We start from the raw sequence: 16,757 nt of genomic DNA, 5'->3' as shown, positions 1-16,757 counted from the left end.
CGCCAATCACCGCTTGCGCGAACGCCCTTTGGTCATCGGATCGGGCTTGACCGGCTTCTTCCAGCCCGGCGGCGGTGTCATCCGTTGCTGGCTCGTCCCCAGCCCCATTGCGCCGGGCTGCTGGCGGATCAGGCCGACGGTCTCGGCCTCGGCGGCTTCCTCGGCGCTGGCGCCGCCGCGCAGCAAAGCGAGCCGGTCGCGTAGTCGCCGCGCTTGCTCGAAATCGAGCGCCTCCGCCGCAGCTTCCATTTCAATCCGAACGCGTTCGATCTCATCCATGCGCGTCTAAACGCCGCGAGACCGGCTTGGGTCCTGTCGTCGCTGCCTTACCCGCCCGGATTGCCGCTCGCCGCCCAGCGCCCCTTGAACATCGCCCCGACGAACGCCGGCACACCGGGCCGTACCAGCAGCCAGTCGCGCAACGCCGGGCCCTGCTCCGCGCCGAGCGTCGTCTTGTAGCCGCTGTCGCCCGCGCCCCAATCGACGCTGCGCAAGCCTGCCGCCCGTGCGCGAACGAGGTTGCGATACGAGAGCAGCTTGCCCGGCGAATGCTTGGCGAACGCCGGATCATAGCTGTTGGCGATCGCATAGCGCGTCGTGCCGGCATCGAGATCGAACGAAAACGCCGCCGGCGCACCATCGATGCTCAGTACCGCGGCTGACAGCATCGCGGCGACGACCGGATCGCGCGCCGCTTCTCGCCAGAAGCCACCATGGCCCTCGTCCGTGAATTTGGCGTCGCGACCATCGGTCCTCGCCGCGATCCAGCTCTTCTGCTCGACCGCCGCAAGCTGATCGAACGCCGCATCCCACTCCCCCGCGCCGACGAAGCGCCAGTCGAGCGCGCCATGCTCGGCGAGATGCTTCTCGTGAAAGCGGTTCTTGCGCAGCGTCGATCCGCGCGGCCAGTCGGGCTGCTGCACGTCGAGCACGAAGCTGTTCGCGACGAAGCGGTCGAGCACTGCCCACCCCTTTGCGCGCGCCCGCGGCAGCAGCGCCTCGAGCGCCGGATCGCCATCGACCACCGGGCCGATCCGCAATGCGTTGACGCTGCGCGAGAGCATGTCGAGCAAGGCATCGACCGCAGGCACATCGGCGTGGCGGTGGATCGGAAAGCTGCGAAACGGCCAATAGCTTCCAGGGATCGTCGCGACCCGCGCGATCGCCGGCCCGATTCGCACGAACGGCAGCGCGATCACCGGCAGGTCGTCTTCCTCGACCATTATCGTCCGCGCCGCCCCGCCATACGCCGCAAGCGCCGCCGCATACCAGGCATAGCGCAGGAACGCATGGCTCGGTGCCGCTGCATCGGCAACGATGTCGATCGCGCCCGACAGCCCGGCGCCCACGCTGGCACGCGTGCGCGACGGCAGCCGGGTGAAGTCGGAGAGCAGCATCGGCTTGGTCATTGGAACACGTCTCAAGCAGCAGGGTTACCAATCTGTGGCCGACGCCTTGCGCCCGCGCCAGCCGCATTCCACAAAGGGCCATCATGAACCCCTACCCCGCCGTCTCGACGATCGCCCAGACGATCCAGCTGTCGCTTTCGCCGATCTTCATGCTCGCCGCGATCGGGCAGCTGCTCAACGTGCTCGCCGGGCGGCTGGCGCGCGTCGTCGATCGCGCGCGTGTCGTCGAGGAATGGCACCCGCTGTCGAGCGGCCCCGAGCATGACCGTCACGTCTGGGAACTCCGGCTGCTCGACCGGCGGATGACGGTGATCAACCGCTCGCTCGTGCTCGCGGTGTCGAGCGCGGCGATGACGTGCATCGTCGTCGCCTTGCTGTTCGTCGCCAGCCTGTTCGCACTGCATATCGGCACGATCGTCGCGGTGATCTTCATTCTCGCGATGGCGCTGCTGATTTCCTCGCTGATCGGGTTCCTGCTCGAGGTCCGCATCTCGCTATCGGCGATCCACGTCCGCAGCGAGCTGCTCGAACGCTGAGTCGCGCCCGCCTCCCGGGGAGACGCCTCCCCTCCCTGGAAGGGAGGGGTCTGGGGTGGGTCGGCCTAGGGCAGGTGCCCGGCCGAACAACGGGCCGACCCACCCCCTGCCCCTCCCTTTCAGGGAAGGGAGTAAGCTCAGCGCGCGCCGTCCAGCCCGGGCCCGGCATCATTCGTCGCGGCATAACCCGGTACCACCCGCGCATGCGCCGCTTGTTCATAGACATACCCAGCGTTGAGCACGCTCTGGTCGGCCCACGCGGTCGCAATGAACGACACCCCAACCGGCACGCCCCGCACCAGCCCCATCGGCACCGTCAAATGCGGATAGCCCGCCACCGCCGGCAGCCCGGCAGCACTCGGCCCCTCACCTCCATCACCCGAGACCGTGTTGGACAGCCACGGCATGCCGTAGGTCGGCGCGACGATCAGCGTCGCATTGGCGGTCGCGAGCATCGCGTCGATCCCCTCCTTGCCCGCCAGCCGCAGCGATTTCGCGCGCGCGCCGAGATATTCGGCATCGGCGAGGCCGCGTGTCTGTTCGGCCGCCTCGAAGGTCTCCTGCTGGAAGAACGGCATTTCGCGCGTCGCTTCGGCGCGATCGAACGCGATGACATCGGCGAGCGTGCGCGTCTTCACCGCTTGCGGCGTGGTCGCGAGATAGCTGTTGAGATCGGCCTTGAGTTCGGTCTGCAGCACCAGCAATTCGGCCTCGCCCAACCCGTCGAGCTTGGGCGGCGTGACATCGACCAGCACCGCGCCCTGCGCCTTCAACACCGCCAGCGCCGCTGCATATTTGGCCTTGAGCAACTCTGACATTTCGGGATGCAGCACGGCGATACGCACCCCGGCCAGCGAAGCGCTCGCCAGCGGCGCGGCAAAGTCATGCGCATATTTGGCGGTGCCCTTGGTCGCCGGATCGGCCGGATCGACGCCGATCATCCCGTTGAACAGCACCGCCGCGTCGCGCACGCTGCGCGCCATCGGGCCGGGCGTGTCCTGGCTATGGCTGATCGGCACGACGTGCGTGCGGCTGATCATGCCGAGCGTCGGTTTCAACCCGACCAGCCCGTTCATCGAGGACGGACACACCACCGATCCATCGGTCTCGGTCCCGACCGCTGCCGCGGCAAAGCTCGCCGCCACCGCCGCGCCCGATCCGCTCGACGAGCCGCACGAGGTCCGGTCGAGCGCATACGGGTTGCGCACCAGCCCGCCGACCGCGCTCCACCCGCTCATCGAGTGCGTCGAGCGGATATTGGCCCATTCGCTGAGATTGGTCTTGCCGAGGATCACCGCGCCCTGTCGGCGCAGGCTCGCCACCAACGGCGCGTCGCGGCGCGTGATGTTGTCCTTGAGCGCGAGGCTCCCCGCGGTCGTCGCGATCGGATCCCTGGTCTCGATATTGTCCTTGATCAGCACCGGCACGCCGTCGAGCGGCCCGAGCGGCTTGCCCGCCTTGCGCCGCGCATCGGCAGCGCGCGCCTGCGCGATCGCATCGGGATTGGTCGCGATCACCGCGCGCAGCGTCGGCCCGGTCCGGTCCATCGCCGCGATGCGCGCGAGATAGGCCTGGGTGATCGCCGCGCTGCTCGTGCCCGCCGCCATCATCGCCTGGACCTGATCGATCGATTTTTCGGTAACGTCCGGGAGCGTCTGCGCGTGCGCGGCTCCGGCGAGAATGGTCGAAAGCAGCAGCGACAGCGTGAAGCGCATCTTGGTCTCCGGTCGAGCGACGCAGCCAGACCCGCGCCATCGCGCGATCATGGGTCATCGCCGCATCGGCGACAAGCAGATCGTCACTGGCAAGAGCACAATCGCGAAGCCCGCCCGCCCCCGACCCCGGACATGAAAAGAGGCTGCCGATGCCCTTTTCGAGGACATCGGCAACCTCCTGACATGGTCAGCGGCCGGAAGCTCCAGCTTGGAGGACCATGCGTACCGCAAAGCCTCGACGATCGGTGGCGTTGACTGGGGGAGAATACCCCCCGCCCCTTCGTCGCAGGACTAGCCTCAAAGGCCTAGCGGTGCGTCCTCCGAACGAACTGAACCGACCCCATTGCTGAACCATGAGACATCGGATCACCTCCTTTCGCCAGTTAAAACAGCGTGACCAGGCCTGGTCACGACTCAGGTTTGAATCATATTTTTAGACGAAACAAGTCTTGTATTATGGGCCTGTTTCGACGATTCTCTTCGGCCTGCCTAAAGTCGGTTTATCGTACCGCGCGGCATCCCGATCAGCGGCGGCAATCCTCGGTCACGCGGCCGACTTCGGCCCAGGCGGGAACGACCAGCGTCGGCATCCCGGCCTGCTCGACCAGGAACCGCCCGCGGCTGAACGCCATCGCATCGAGGATCCCGTCGCGCGGCGTCAGCGCGGTCGCGACATAGGCCGGCGCGGCGCCGGTCGGCTGGACCGTCACGCTGCGCGCCAGGGTCGACGTCCGCAGCGTCAGCGGGCCGCGCGCCTGCCCCTGGCGCGAGAGATACACCGTATTGGTCTGGCGGTCGCAGCGCAGCGTCAGCAACGCGTCGGCGCCGGGCACCCCGAACAGCGCGATCGATCCGCGTGTGTCGACGCGGTACGTCCAGTCGCCCGGCGTCACCGGCCAATCGCGCCAGTCGGCGGTGAGCGGCGCGGGGGGCGGCGCCACCGGAACCGGGCGCGGCGCCGCAACCGTCGGGGCAACGGCACGCGGCGGTGCGGGATTTCCGACGCAACCGGCAAGGACCAAGAGCGTGGCGACGACAGCAAGGCGTGGCGGGGCGAAGCGGGCGGGAGTCAGGGACATGGCAGGTGTATGCGCGAAGCGATCGCCTCGCTCAACCGCTGCCGCCCGCGCTCCACCCCGAATCCGTGTCGACTGGCGCTCACCAAACGCGCTTATCCGCGGGAACCAGCCCCGGGGGTGCGATCGTTGATGTCCCAGGGAACCGCAATGGCCCACGCGCCGTTACGCTCGCGACACGAAGGAAGAGATCCATGGCCCAGACCGAACCGACCCAATTGCTGCTCCAGTCGAACAAAGCCGACACGATGCCGATCCGCAGTCGCGACGGCGACAAGATCGGCACGTTGTTCTCGCTAATGGTCAACAAGCGCACCGGCCGCGCGGTCTATGCGGTGCTGTCGATCGGCGGCTTTCTCGGCATGGGCAAGGCCTATTACCCGATCCCCTTCTCGCTGCTCGCGTTCGATCCGGTCAACGACACCTATGTCGTGACGATCGACCGCCGCGTGCTCGAGGGCGGCCCGAGCTGGGCAGCGAATGCGCCGGAGTTCGACCAGGCCTATGCCGATCGAGTCTCGAAATATTATGATGTCGCGGGCGAGGATCTGTCGCTGGGTTAAGCGGCGCGCGGCACGATGCGGTCGAGCGCGCCGTTCAGGGCGCGCTTGGCTTCGACGATTTCGTACCGGTCCTGAAGGCGCAGAAAAAAGCCTTCTGACATACCGAAATAGCGGCCAAGGCGCAGATCGAGATCGGCGTCGACCGGACGAATGCCTTCGATGACCTCGGTGATGCGATCGGGCGCGACCCCGATACCGTCAGCAAGCCGCTCTACGCTTAGCTTTTCGGGTTCGAGAAATTCGCTGACTAACATCTGGCCAGCATGCTCATTGTCCAGCCAATCCGGATTAGTGATAGTCTGCAATTTCGACGTCATATGCGTCTCCGTCCTTCCAGACGAAACATATACGCCATTGGTCGTTAATTGAAATGCTGTGATGGCCCGCCCGATCATCCTTCAGCGCATGGAGCCGGTTCCCACGCTGATTTCCAAGCTCGTCGAGTGACTGAGCCGCATCCAAGACCGTAAGCTTACGCGTCGCGCGTTGCTGGATGTCGGGCGGTAGCTTTCGGCTACGCTCTCTGTTCCACACAAGCTCGGTTTCGTGATCAGAGAAGGTGCGGATCATCGGGGCGGCCTTGGCGTTTCGAGCATAGGCACAATTTACCATGCTTCCGAAGCCAGTGCACAACGAGCACTCTGAAAGTAGGCGCCAAATTACCGCGCCCGCCGCGAACTCCCCGCCATCCCCGCCCGGATCTTCTGGCTCTTGCCATAGCGTGTCTTGCGCGTCCCCGGCTTGCCCTCGTTCGAGCGCCCCATCACCGGTGCCTTCTGCTGGTCGACCGGCAGCCCGAGTTCTTCCTGCTCCAACTGCCGGATCTCGTCGCGCAAGCGACCAGCCGTCTCGAACTCGAGATCCGCCGCGGCCGTCCGCATCTGCTTTTCCAGATCCTCGATATACGCGCGCAGGTTATGCCCGACCATGTGCGGCCGGTCCTCGTCGATCTCGACCGTCACCTGGTCACGGCTAGCGACGTCCTGGATGATGTCGCCGATGTTGCGGCGGATCGTCGTCGGGGTGATGCCATGCTCGGCATTGTACGCCAGCTGCTTCTCGCGGCGTCGCCCGGTCTCGTTCATCGCCCGCTCCATCGAGCCGGTGATGCGATCGGCATAAAGGATCACGCGCCCGTCGACGTTGCGCGCCGCGCGGCCGATCGTCTGGATCAGCGACGTCTCCGACCGCAGGAAGCCTTCCTTGTCGGCATCGAGGATCGCGACCAGCCCACATTCGGGAATGTCGAGCCCCTCGCGCAGCAGGTTGATGCCGATCAGCACGTCGTACACGCCGAGCCGAAGGTCGCGGATCAGCTCGATACGCTCCAAAGTCTCGACGTCGCTGTGCATGTAGCGGACGCGCAGGCCCGCCTCGTGCATGAACTCGGTGAGATCCTCCGCCATCCGCTTGGTCAGCGTCGTCACCAGCGTGCGATAGCCAAGCTCGGCGGTCTTGCGCGCCTCGACGATCAGGTCCTGGACCTGCTCCTCGACCGGCTTGATCTCGATCGGCGGGTCGATCAGCCCGGTCGGGCGGATGACCTGCTCGGCGAACACCCCGCCGGTCTGCTCCATCTCCCACGCCCCCGGCGTCGCCGAGACATAGGTCGTCTGCGGCCGCATCGCGTCCCATTCGTTGAAGCGCAAGGGCCGGTTGTCGATCGCCGACGGCAGGCGGAAACCATATTCGGCGAGCGTCAGCTTGCGGCGGTGATCGCCGCGCGACATGCCGTTGATCTGGCCGACGGTGACATGGCTCTCGTCGACGAACAGCAGCGCATTCTCGGGCAGATATTCGAACAAAGTGGGTGGCGGCTCGCCCGGCATCCGGCCGGTAAGGAAGCGCGAATAATTCTCGATCCCCGCGCAGCTACCCGTCGCCGCGATCATCTCGAGGTCGAAGTTCGTCCGCTGCTCCAACCGCTGCGCCTCGAGCAGCTTACCCTCCGGCACCAGTTCCTTGAGCCGCTCGGACAGTTCGAACTTGATCGCCTCCATCGCCTGCTTGAGCGTCGGCCCCGGCGTCACATAGTGCGAGTTGGCATAGACGCGCACCGAATTGAGGCTCGCGATCTTCTTCCCCGTCAGCGGATCGAACTCGACGATCTCCTCGATCTCGTCGCCAAAGAACGAGATGCGCCACGCGGTGTCGTCGTAATGCGACGGGAACAGCTCGAGATTGTCGCCGCGCACGCGGAAATTGCCGCGCTGGAAAGCCGCGTCGTTGCGCTTGTACTGCAACGCCACGAGCTTGCGCACGATCTCGCGCTGGTCGACCGTCTGCCCCTTCTTGAGGTCGAAGATCATCGCCGAATAGGTCTCGACCGAGCCGATACCGTACAGGCACGACACCGACGCCACGATGATCACATCGTCGCGCTCCAACAGCGAGCGGGTGGCCGAATGCCGCATCCGGTCGATCGCCTCGTTGGTCGACGACTCCTTCTCGATGTAGGTGTCCGAGCGCGCGACATACGCCTCGGGCTGATAATAATCGTAATAGGATACGAAATATTCGACGGCATTGTCGGGGAAAAACGACTTCATTTCCCCGTACAGCTGCGCCGCCAGGATCTTGTTCGGCGCGAGAATCAGCGCGGGGCGCTGCACCGCCTCGATAACCTTGGCCATCGTGAAGGTCTTGCCCGATCCGGTCACACCGAGCAGCACTTGGTCGCGCTCGCCGGCCTGCGTCTGCGCGACGAGTTCGGCGATCGCGGTCGGCTGGTCGCCCGCTGCGGTATATTCGGAGGCAAGCGTGAAGCGCTTGCCGCCTTCGGCCTTGGGCGGACGCGCCGGGCGATGCGGGACGAAGCTCTGCCCGGTTTCGGGCTCGTCGAGGCTGGTGCGAATCTGGATTGCCATAGCTGCGCAATATGGGAAGGAACACGCCAACAGACAACGCACGCCGACCGCCGGCGCGCGCACTCCCGGGGAGATTCTTCAATGTCGTTCCGCACGCTGGCCACGCTGCTCGCTTTGCCTACCCTCGCGCTCGTCGCCTGTTCGCCCTCGGGTCCGGTCAAGCGCCAGGCCGGCAGCTGGTCGCAGAAGATCGAGATCCTGAAGCTCGAGGGTCGCGGCGCGACGCCCGAAACCAAGACGCAGATGCAGAAGATGTTCGATTCGATGGCGGGCACATCGGTCTGCCTAACCCCCACCGCCGCCGCCAAGGAAGATTTCGGCAAGGCGATGGAGCAGATGGCGTCGCGCGGCCAGAACTGCACCTTTGGCAAGAAGGACGTGTCGGGCGGCACGATCCACGTCGCCGCGACCTGCAAGCAGCCGACCGGCGGCACCGTCAAGATGACGATCGACGGCAGCAACAGCGCGACCAAGCAGGACATGACGATGCAGACCGAGGGCTATGCCGTCGGCGGCGCGAAGGAAGGCACGATGCAGATGCGGATCGTCTCGACCCGCGCCGGCGACTGCAAGCCCGGCGACATCACTCCGCCCGAAGCGCCGGCGGCAGGGCCGGCACCGGTCGCTCCGGCGGCGAAGCCGTAAGCACGCGGGGCGGGAAGCATCCCGGTGAAGGCATGAGCCCGCGCCGCGATCACCCCACTGCGTCACCCCGGGCTCGTCCCGGGGTCCACCGTGCCGCAAAGTCTGCGGCGGCGGGATAAGCGGCACGGTGGCGCCCGGCACAAGGTCGGGGTGACGGTTTGGGGTTTATGGGCGCACGCCCACCGCTACCACCTACCCCGCCCGCCGATACGCCACGCGCCACATCGTCCAGCCGATCAGCGCGGACACCAGTGCCAGCACCAGGCTCGTCGCGATGGCGCTCATCCAGCGATAGAGCAGCGTCGGCGTGTCTTCCTGCGGCATCGCGAAAATCCCGAACCCATAGGTCTGCCCGCCAAGAAACAGCGCGAAGCCCGCCAGCGCCCCGACGCTCACCGCGCTCACGGGTCCGCGCCGCCCAAGCGCGTGGCACGCGAGCCAAACCGGCCCGCCGATCGCGACCGCCGCCATCGCGGTGATCACCGCGCCGACGAGGAACCCGATCAGCATCGGAAACGGATCGAACCCGCTGCCGATCGTCACCAACCCCGCGGCGAACAGCCCCCCGACAACGCCCCCCGCACCGAGCGCGAGCCCCGCGCGATCGAGTGATGCTTCATATCCCGCCGGTACCATCGATGTCGCCACGTCGGATCCCTCCGCGTGCCGCTTAGCACTCTCCCGCGCCGCCCCCAAGCAGATCTCGTTACGCAGCCGTACCTACACTTCGGGCGAGGTCCAGCAGTGCGCACGCCCGCGTCACAGGCTGCCGACCAAGGCCAGCACGACGCCGATCGCGACCAACACAAGCCCGGCAACCTCGCCCGGGCTGGTCTTCTCGCCAAGATAGAAATGCGCAAACGCCATCGTGAAGGCGACCTCGACCTGACCGACGATCCGCACCAAAGCGACCGGCGCCGAGGCGAACCCGGTGAACCAGCACGCCGAGGCGACCGACGACATCAGCCCGACTTGCCCCGCAACGCGCCACTCGGAGAAAACGCGCGCAACCTGGTCGCGCTCGCGCAGATAGACGTAGGTGCCCTGCAGCACCGTCTGCACCGCCACCGTCACCGCCAGCACGATCAGCGCGGCGCGGATGTGATCGGGCGTGTGCACTTCCTGGGTCGCGGCGCGGATGCCGATCGTCGTCAACGCAAAGGCGAAGCCCGAAGCAATCCCGTACCGCGCCGCCGGCTGCCCGAGCGCGCGCAGGAAGGCGAGCGGCCCCATCCGCTTGCCGCCCGTCGACAGCACCATGACGCCCGCCACGCCAAAGCCGATGCCGGTCCAGGTCGAGAGGCTCAGATGATCGCCGAGCAGCAACACCGACAGCAAGGCGCTCTGCACCGCCTCGGTCTTCGAATAGGCGGTCCCGACGACGAAATTGCGCTCGCCGAACGCCATCAGCAGCAAATTGGTCGCGATGATCTGCGCGATCCCGCCGCCGAGGCAGAAGGGCAGAAACCACGCGCCGAGCGTCGGAAACGGCGCCGGTGCCACAAGGTATTGATACCCGACGACGAGCAACACCGCGACCGGGAGGCCGTAGAGATAGCGCACCAATCCGGCAGCGTTGACCGAAAGCGTGCGCGACACCCGCCGCTGCACCGCCGTCCGCCACGCCTGCAACGCCCCGCCGATCAGCGCGGCGGGGAGCCAGAGGGGCATCATGACCTATCACCCCAACGAAGCTCGCCGCCTTTGCCTAAGCCGTCGCCCCGGCGCAGGCCGGGGCCGCTGCATTCCGGGCAGCCGCCTCGCAAAGCAACCCAGCGGCTTCGGCTTGCACCGGGGCGACGATGGGGGCTAGCTATTGATCGTATCCCATAGGTCGTCCCAGTTCGGATTGGCCTCGGCGATGAGGCGGCATTTCCACACGCGGTTCCAGTCTTTCAAGCGCTTCTCGCGAACGATGGCGTCCTCGATCCGCTCGTGCTGCTCGATATAGACGAGCCGGGTGCACCCCCACTTCCGCGCGAACGCTGACCCGCGCCCCTCGCGATGCGCAAGAATGCGCGCAATGTCGGAGGTTACGCCAACGTACAACACGCCGAACGCCGTATTGGTCATGATGTACGTGTAACCGCTCATCCCCCACCCCCGTCGCCCCGGCGAAGGCCGGGGCCGCTGGAAGATGTAGCGGTACCTAGATCTCCCGTCACACCCCCACAACGGAGCGGCCCCGGCCTTCGCCGGGGCGACGGTCAGGAAATCCGCAACCCCTCGCGCTCAGTCTCCGACCCCCAGCTTTCGAGCCAGCCGATCGTTTCCGCAGCCGTGAGATGCCGTCCGGTTTCCTGATACGCCATCCAGGCATCCGACGCCTCTTGCCGGAAGCCTTCGCGCGCCTCTTCGCGATCGACATATTCGCGGATCGCCTCGCGCATGATCCAGTGCGCCGAGCGGTCGCGTTGCTGCGCCAGCGCCTGGATCCGGCTTTTCATTTCAGGATCGATCTTGAGCGATGTCGGCATGGTATCCACCTCGGTAGTCGGAGGTACTACCTGGTATTAATAGCGGATCGGGAGTTGCCCGACAATCGGCCCCTCACACCAGCAACCCCTCACGTGCGATCTTCTCCTTCCACACCAGCGGCGCCAACTGGTGCACGTTCGCCCCAGTCGAATCGACCGCCACCGTCACCGGGAAATCCTCGACCTCGAACTCGTAGATCGCCTCCATCCCAAGATCCGCGAACCCGACCACCTTCGATCCCTTGATCGCGCGCGCGACGAGATACGCCGCCCCGCCGACCGCCATAAGATAAGCCGACTTGCCCTCGGCGATCGCCTTGGTCGCATCGGGCCCGCGCTCGGCCTTGCCGACCATCGCGAGCAGCCCCTGGTCGAGCATCATCCGCGTGAACTTGTCCATCCGCGTTGCCGTCGTCGGACCCGCTGGTCCCACCACTTCGTCACCGACCGGATCGACCGGCCCGACATAATAGATCACGCGGCCCTTGAACTCGACCGGCAGCGGCTCGCCCGCATCGAGCATGTCCTTGATCCGCTTGTGCGCGGCGTCACGCCCGGTCAGCATCTTGCCGTTGAGCAAAAGCCGGTCGCCCTGCTTCCAGCCCTGCACCATCTCGGGAGTCAGCGCATCGAGATCGACGCGGATCGCTGCGCTGTCGGGCTGCCAGTCGACCTTGGGCCACTCATCCAGCTTGGGCGCCTCGAGGAAGCTCGGCCCCGATCCGTCGAGCACGAAATGCGCGTGCCGCGTCGCCGCGCAATTGGGGATCATCGCGACGGGCTTGCCCGCGGCATGGCACGGCGCGTCCATGATCTTGACGTCGAGGATCGTCGACAGCCCGCCGAGCCCCTGCGCGCCGATGCCGAGCGCATTGACCTTGTCGAAGATCTCGATCCGCAGCGCCTCGATGTCGGTCTTCGGCCCGCGTGCCTTCAAAGGCCCCATGTCGATCGGCTCCATCAGCGCCTGCTTCGCCAGCAGCACGCAATGCTCGGCAGTGCCGCCGATGCCGATGCCGAGCATCCCCGGCGGGCACCACCCGGCGCCCATCTGCGGCAGCATCTCGAGCACCCAGTCGACGATCGAATCGGACGGGTTCATCATCTTGAACTTCGACTTGTTCTCGCTGCCGCCGCCCTTCGCCGCGACATCGACCGAAACGCGCGCCCCCGGCACCATGTCGACATGCAGCACGCACGGCGTATTGTCCTTGGTGTTGCGCCGCGTGAAGGCGGGATCCGCCAGCACCGAGGCGCGCAGCTTGTTCTCGGGGTTGAGATAGGCAAGCCGCACGCCCTGATCGACGATCTCCTGCAGCGAGCGGCTGGTATCGTCGAAGCGGCAGTCCATGCCCCATTTGATGAAGACGTTGACGATGCCGGTATCCTGGCAGATCGGGCGATGCCCCTCGGCGCACATCCGCGAATTGGTCAGGATCTGCGCGATCGCGTCCTTCGCCGCCGGCCCCTGCTCGGCGTCATACGCTTCGCCCAGCGCGCGGATATAATCCATCGGATGATAGAAGGAGATGAATTGCAGCGCGTCGGCGACGCTTTCGATCAGATCGGCTTCGCGGATGATGGTCGTCATGGGGCTACTCCTATGGGCCGGGCCTTAAAGCCATGTCCGCCGCGCGCCAAGCCATCCGCCGCACGCGGTTCTTGCGAAGATTGTCTAGGGCACAAGGATTTTGGAAAGGATCGCCCGCTATAGCGGCGACGATGCCCATTTCGCCGCTTCTTCTCCTGATTCTGGCCCTCGCTCTGGGGCTTAGCGGTGTTGCGGCCGGTGTCCTCTGGGCCCGTCGGCGCAGCGTTACGATTTGCCCCGAACGCGACTCGCACGATCGCCTCGCGCGGCTGCTGGTCGATGAATTCGAAGGACATTCGAACGGCTGGTTCTGGCGTACCGACGTAGAGGGCTGCCTCAGCTATCTCTCGGCCAAGGTCGCCGCCGAACTCGACGCGCCGGATGCGCCCGCGCTCGGCCAGCCGCTGCCGACGCTGTTCCGCATGGACAGCGCCTCGCCCGAGACCGAGCGCACGCTCGGCTTCCACCTCGCCGCACGCACCGCCTTTTCGAACTACTCGGTCCGCCCCGCGAGCCGCGCCAAGCTCGAGCGCTGGTGGTCGATCTCGGGGCGGCCGATCGCCGACTCGGCGGGCGCGTTCCTCGGCTTTGTCGGCAGCGGGAGCGATCTCACCGAGACGCGCCGCGCCGATGCCGAGATCACGCGGCTCGCATTGTTCGACGGGCTCACCGGCCTCGCCAACCGCCAGCGGCTGCGGCTGTCGCTCGAACAGACGCTGAGCGCGAGCAGCGTCGCGCCGCGCACCAGCGCGCTGCTCCTGCTCGATCTCGATCGCTTCAAGGCCGTCAACGACACGCTCGGCCACCACACCGGCGACGCGCTGCTCAAGCAGGTGGCGCAGCGCTTGCAGCGCGCGATCGGCGGCAACGGGCTGGTCGGACGCCTGGGCGGCGACGAATTCCAGGTGATCCTGCCCAACGAGACCGATCGCACGCGGCTCGGCGATCTCGCGCGGCGCGTGATCTTCGACCTGTCGCAACCCTATACGATCGAGGGCTCGGCGATCAGCATCGGCTGCTCGATCGGCGTCGCGATCGCGCCCGAGGACGGGCATGACGCCGAGACGCTGGTGCGCAACGCCGATCTCGCGCTCTATGCCGCCAAGGGCGACGGGCGCGGCATCCACCGCTTCTTCCGCCCGGAAATGCTCGCCGGCGCGCAGAGCCGCAAGCAGCTCGAGGACGATCTGCGCGACGCGCTTGCCGCCAACCAGTTCTTCGTCGCCTATCAGCCCGTCGTCAGCACGAAGACCGAGCGGATCGTCGGCTATGAGGCGCTGCTGCGCTGGCAGCATCCGACGCGCGGGCTGATCAGCCCGGCCGACTTCGTCCCCGTCGCCGAGGATTGCGGGCTGATCGAATCGATCGGCGAATGGGTGTTGCGCACCGCGTGTCTCGATGCGGCGTGTTGGCCGAAGGACGTGCGCGTCGCGGTCAACGTCTCGCCGATCCAGTTCGCCAATCCAGCGCTGCCGACGGTCATCACCTCGGCGCTCGCCAAATCAGGGATCGCGCCCGATCGGCTCGAGCTCGAGATCACCGAGGGCGTGTTCGTCAACGAAAACGCCGCGACCGAGCAGATGTTCAGGACGCTCAAGGGCTGCGGCGTGCGGCTCGCGCTCGATGATTTCGGAACGGGCTATTCGTCGCTCGGCTATTTGAAGAAGGCGCCGTTCGACAAGATCAAGATCGACCAGAGCTTCGTGCGCGGCGCGGCGATCGCGGGCAACCGCAACGCCGCGATCATCAAGGCGATCGTCAGCCTCGCCGAGACGCTGGGGATGGAGACGACCGCCGAGGGCGTCGAGAATCACGACGAGATCGCGCTGATCCGCGAGCTCGGCTGCAGCCACATCCAGGGCTATGTCTATGGCAAGCCGGCGCGCGCGCCCGATGTGCTCGAGCAGCTCGCGGCGGGCGGCGGCCGCGCGATCGCCAACGGCTTCCGCGTCAGCCGGAGCCCACGCACCGCGATGCTGCGGACTGCGCGGATCCAGGCGGGCGACATTGTCGGCGAGGTGCGGATCCGCAACCTCTCGACGACGGGCGCGATGATCGACGGGATCGATGTCGAGGCCGGAGCAGGCGAGTTCGAAGTGTTGATCGAACTGCTCGAGGACCAGATGTTCCCCGCCACGCTGCGCTGGGCAGCCGATGGCAAGGCCGGCCTCGCCTTTGCAGAGAGCTTCAACCTCGAGCGCCTCGCGGCGGCCACCACCGCTCCGGTGCGCAAGGCGGGATAAGAGCCACCCCTGCCGAGCGCCGCCGCCGGGTGCGAGCGACGCTCATCCTTCGCCTCCCCTCCCTGGAACGGAGGGGATCGAGGGGTGGGTTGCTCTCAGTGGGAACGGTCCGTCCGACGACGGGCCGACCCACCCCCAGCCCCCCCTTCCAGGGAGGGGAGCCGTTGGCCCCTTACCGTGCGGAGTTCCCGGTTGCTGCCGGCGCTACCGGCGCTGCTGGAACGGCGGCCGGAAACACCGGGGCGGCCGGAGCAGTCGTGCCCATCGTAGGCGGCGGCGGTGGTGGCGGCGCGTCGTTCGCGCCGGGGCCGCCATCGGGACCGGCGCCGGGTCCACGCGGACCGTGTCGCGGACCATCGGGCCCATCGGGGCCGCCCGGACCACCAGACCCACCCGGACCATGATGCGGCGGGCCCATCGGCCGCAGCGCGACGACCTTGCCGTCGGCGCTCACCAGGAACGAAGCGTGGATCATCCCGCGGCGATAATGGCCCTGGACGGTCACCGCCTGCCCGGCGCTGACGAGGCCGGTGCCATCGCCCTGCCGCCCGAGATCGACCAGCGCACGCCCGCTGCCATCGGTCAGCACGAACATCGGGCCATAGGTTTCGGCAACGCGGCCGCGCACGCTGATCACGCTGCCATTGTCGGTCAGCGAGCGGATCGCCACCGCCTTAAGCGGCGCCATCTCGACCGAAGGGCCGGTCATCTGTGCGATCGTCGCGCCGCCGCCGATGCCGAGCGCGAGCAGCGCCGCGCCCACGATCGCGGTGCGGACGGGCAGCTTGCGGCGCGGGCGGTCGTCCGCCACGGTATCGTGAGGGGCCCGGGGGCCTTCGATTTGGTCGGTCATCATTGCACTCCTGCGTGGTTGATGCCCGCTTTCTACCGGTGCGTTCCGACACCGCGCTGAACTTGTCGGTTCAGTCTCGGTTTAAGCAGTCCGCCTAGCGCGCGGTGCAAAGGACTGAGGATATGCGGATCTTATTGGTCGAGGACGACACGGCGCTCGCCGAGGGAATCGCCAAGGCGTTGCGCGCCGAGCATTTCGCGGTCGACGTCGCCACCAATGGCGAGGACGGCGCGCATCTCGGCGATACCGGCGGCTATGACGCGGCGGTGCTCGATCTTGGCCTGCCGATCAAATCGGGGATCACCGTGCTCGAGGAATGGCGCGCCGCGGGCCGCGTGCTCCCCGTACTGATCCTCACCGCGCGCGACGGCTGGTCGGAAAAGGTCGCGGGCTTCCGCGCCGGCGCCGACGACTATCTGACCAAGCCGTTCCGCGTCGAGGAACTCGTCATGCGGCTGCGCGCGCTGGTCCGCCGCGCGACGGGCAATGCCGCCGCGCGGATCGTGTGCGGCCGTGTCGCCTTCGATTCGCTGACTGGGCAGGTCGAGCTAGACGGTCTCCCGCTGCGGCTCACCGCGCTCGAATGGCGCGTGCTCTCGGCGCTGATGCTGCGCAAGGGCGTCGTGGTCGAGCGGCTGTATTTGCTCGACCATGTCTATGAAGGCGATTCGGATCCCGATTCGAACTCGCTCGAAGTGATCATCGGGCGGCTGCGCAAGAAGATCGGCGCCGAGGCGATCGAGACCGTCCGCGGACGCGGCTATCGCGTGGTGGAGGGGTGA

Annotated in this window: 18 protein-coding genes; 5 read left to right on the top strand and 13 right to left on the bottom strand. The window is 66.8% G+C overall.

What is annotated here, in order from left to right:
- Positions 1 to 6: 6 nt before the first annotated feature.
- Entirely contained in the window at positions 7 to 279 is a 273-nt protein-coding gene (locus tag ACP7C5_RS10270; protein WP_133186683.1) for a UvrB/UvrC motif-containing protein, read from the bottom strand.
- A 47-nt stretch (positions 280 to 326) separates the two neighbouring features.
- Positions 327 to 1,409: a GNAT family N-acetyltransferase gene (locus ACP7C5_RS10265; protein ID WP_426264159.1), complete on the bottom strand. Its 1,083-nt coding sequence runs from the start codon at positions 1,407 to 1,409 to the stop codon at positions 327 to 329.
- Between the two features lie 83 nt (positions 1,410 to 1,492).
- Here ACP7C5_RS10265 and ACP7C5_RS10260 point away from each other — a divergent pair, with 83 nt between their 5' ends.
- Positions 1,493 to 1,945: a DUF2721 domain-containing protein gene (locus ACP7C5_RS10260; protein ID WP_133186679.1), complete on the top strand. Its 453-nt coding sequence runs from the start codon at positions 1,493 to 1,495 to the stop codon at positions 1,943 to 1,945.
- Positions 1,946 to 2,082: 137 nt separating this feature from the next.
- On the opposite strand, the gene ACP7C5_RS10255 is transcribed toward ACP7C5_RS10260, so the two are convergent.
- Both ACP7C5_RS10255 and ACP7C5_RS10250 read right to left on the bottom strand, forming a co-directional pair.
- Entirely contained in the window at positions 2,083 to 3,660 is a 1,578-nt protein-coding gene (locus ACP7C5_RS10255; protein WP_426264158.1) for an amidase, read from the bottom strand.
- Between the two features lie 524 nt (positions 3,661 to 4,184).
- Positions 4,185 to 4,739 carry a hypothetical protein gene (locus tag ACP7C5_RS10250; RefSeq protein ID WP_426264157.1) on the bottom strand — a complete coding sequence of 185 codons (555 nt, stop codon included), beginning with the start codon at positions 4,737 to 4,739 and terminating at the stop codon, positions 4,185 to 4,187.
- Between the two features lie 191 nt (positions 4,740 to 4,930).
- Here ACP7C5_RS10250 and ACP7C5_RS10245 point away from each other — a divergent pair, with 191 nt between their 5' ends.
- Positions 4,931 to 5,299 carry a PRC-barrel domain-containing protein gene (locus tag ACP7C5_RS10245; RefSeq protein ID WP_133186673.1) on the top strand — a complete coding sequence of 123 codons (369 nt, stop codon included), beginning with the start codon at positions 4,931 to 4,933 and terminating at the stop codon, positions 5,297 to 5,299.
- Here ACP7C5_RS10245 and ACP7C5_RS10240 read toward each other — a convergent pair.
- From ACP7C5_RS10240 to uvrB, 3 genes are all read right to left on the bottom strand, one after another.
- Positions 5,296 to 5,616, bottom strand: coding sequence for a HigA family addiction module antitoxin (locus ACP7C5_RS10240; RefSeq protein ID WP_426264156.1), 321 nt, complete (start codon positions 5,614 to 5,616; stop codon positions 5,296 to 5,298). The two genes, ACP7C5_RS10245 and ACP7C5_RS10240, sit on opposite strands and share 4 nt — an antisense overlap.
- Positions 5,588 to 5,869, bottom strand: a complete 282-nt coding sequence (locus ACP7C5_RS10235) for a type II toxin-antitoxin system RelE/ParE family toxin (RefSeq protein ID WP_426264155.1) — start codon at positions 5,867 to 5,869, stop codon at positions 5,588 to 5,590. Before ACP7C5_RS10235 ends, ACP7C5_RS10240 begins: the two co-directional genes overlap by 29 nt.
- Before the next feature lie 89 nt (positions 5,870 to 5,958).
- Positions 5,959 to 8,166 carry an excinuclease ABC subunit UvrB gene (uvrB, locus tag ACP7C5_RS10230; protein WP_354288011.1) on the bottom strand — a complete coding sequence of 736 codons (2,208 nt, stop codon included), beginning with the start codon at positions 8,164 to 8,166 and terminating at the stop codon, positions 5,959 to 5,961.
- Between the two features lie 81 nt (positions 8,167 to 8,247).
- Between uvrB and ACP7C5_RS10225 the strand changes: the two genes are divergently transcribed.
- On the top strand, positions 8,248 to 8,811 hold the full coding sequence (locus ACP7C5_RS10225) for a DUF3617 domain-containing protein (protein WP_426264154.1): 564 nt from the start codon (positions 8,248 to 8,250) through the stop codon (positions 8,809 to 8,811).
- A 192-nt stretch (positions 8,812 to 9,003) separates the two neighbouring features.
- Here the strand turns inward: ACP7C5_RS10225 and ACP7C5_RS10220 are convergent, their stop codons facing one another.
- From ACP7C5_RS10220 to ACP7C5_RS10200, 5 genes are all read right to left on the bottom strand, one after another.
- On the bottom strand, positions 9,004 to 9,459 hold the full coding sequence (locus tag ACP7C5_RS10220; RefSeq protein WP_240699009.1) for a hypothetical protein: 456 nt from the start codon (positions 9,457 to 9,459) through the stop codon (positions 9,004 to 9,006).
- Positions 9,460 to 9,570: 111 nt separating this feature from the next.
- Positions 9,571 to 10,485, bottom strand: coding sequence for an EamA family transporter (locus ACP7C5_RS10215; protein WP_426264153.1), 915 nt, complete (start codon positions 10,483 to 10,485; stop codon positions 9,571 to 9,573).
- A 135-nt stretch (positions 10,486 to 10,620) separates the two neighbouring features.
- Positions 10,621 to 10,905 (bottom strand): GIY-YIG nuclease family protein, encoded by a 285-nt coding sequence (locus ACP7C5_RS10210; RefSeq protein WP_426264152.1) that lies wholly within the window; start codon positions 10,903 to 10,905, stop codon positions 10,621 to 10,623.
- Positions 10,906 to 11,018: 113 nt separating this feature from the next.
- Positions 11,019 to 11,288, bottom strand: coding sequence for a CopG family ribbon-helix-helix protein (locus tag ACP7C5_RS10205; protein ID WP_426264151.1), 270 nt, complete (start codon positions 11,286 to 11,288; stop codon positions 11,019 to 11,021).
- Between the two features lie 73 nt (positions 11,289 to 11,361).
- Complete coding sequence (locus tag ACP7C5_RS10200; protein ID WP_426264150.1) at positions 11,362 to 12,879, bottom strand: fumarate hydratase; 1,518 nt, start codon at positions 12,877 to 12,879, stop codon at positions 11,362 to 11,364.
- 131 nt (positions 12,880 to 13,010) lie between these two features.
- Here ACP7C5_RS10200 and ACP7C5_RS10195 point away from each other — a divergent pair, with 131 nt between their 5' ends.
- A complete protein-coding gene (locus ACP7C5_RS10195) occupies positions 13,011 to 15,122 on the top strand; it encodes a putative bifunctional diguanylate cyclase/phosphodiesterase (RefSeq protein WP_426264149.1) in 2,112 nt (703 codons plus the stop codon).
- 172 nt (positions 15,123 to 15,294) lie between these two features.
- On the opposite strand, the gene ACP7C5_RS10190 is transcribed toward ACP7C5_RS10195, so the two are convergent.
- Positions 15,295 to 15,975 carry a hypothetical protein gene (locus ACP7C5_RS10190; RefSeq protein WP_426264148.1) on the bottom strand — a complete coding sequence of 227 codons (681 nt, stop codon included), beginning with the start codon at positions 15,973 to 15,975 and terminating at the stop codon, positions 15,295 to 15,297.
- A gap of 122 nt (positions 15,976 to 16,097) precedes the next feature.
- On the opposite strand from ACP7C5_RS10190, the gene ACP7C5_RS10185 reads away from it, so the two are divergent.
- Positions 16,098 to 16,757 (top strand): response regulator transcription factor, encoded by a 660-nt coding sequence (locus ACP7C5_RS10185; RefSeq protein WP_322162673.1) that lies wholly within the window; start codon positions 16,098 to 16,100, stop codon positions 16,755 to 16,757.

Origin of the sequence: Sphingomonas sp. PWP1-2 (assembly GCF_049898305.1) — a bacterium.
GTDB classification, from domain to species: domain Bacteria; phylum Pseudomonadota; class Alphaproteobacteria; order Sphingomonadales; family Sphingomonadaceae; genus Sphingomonas; species Sphingomonas glacialis.
Note: the sequence above shows the minus strand (reverse complement) of the source record. Positions and strands in the feature narration are given on the sequence as shown.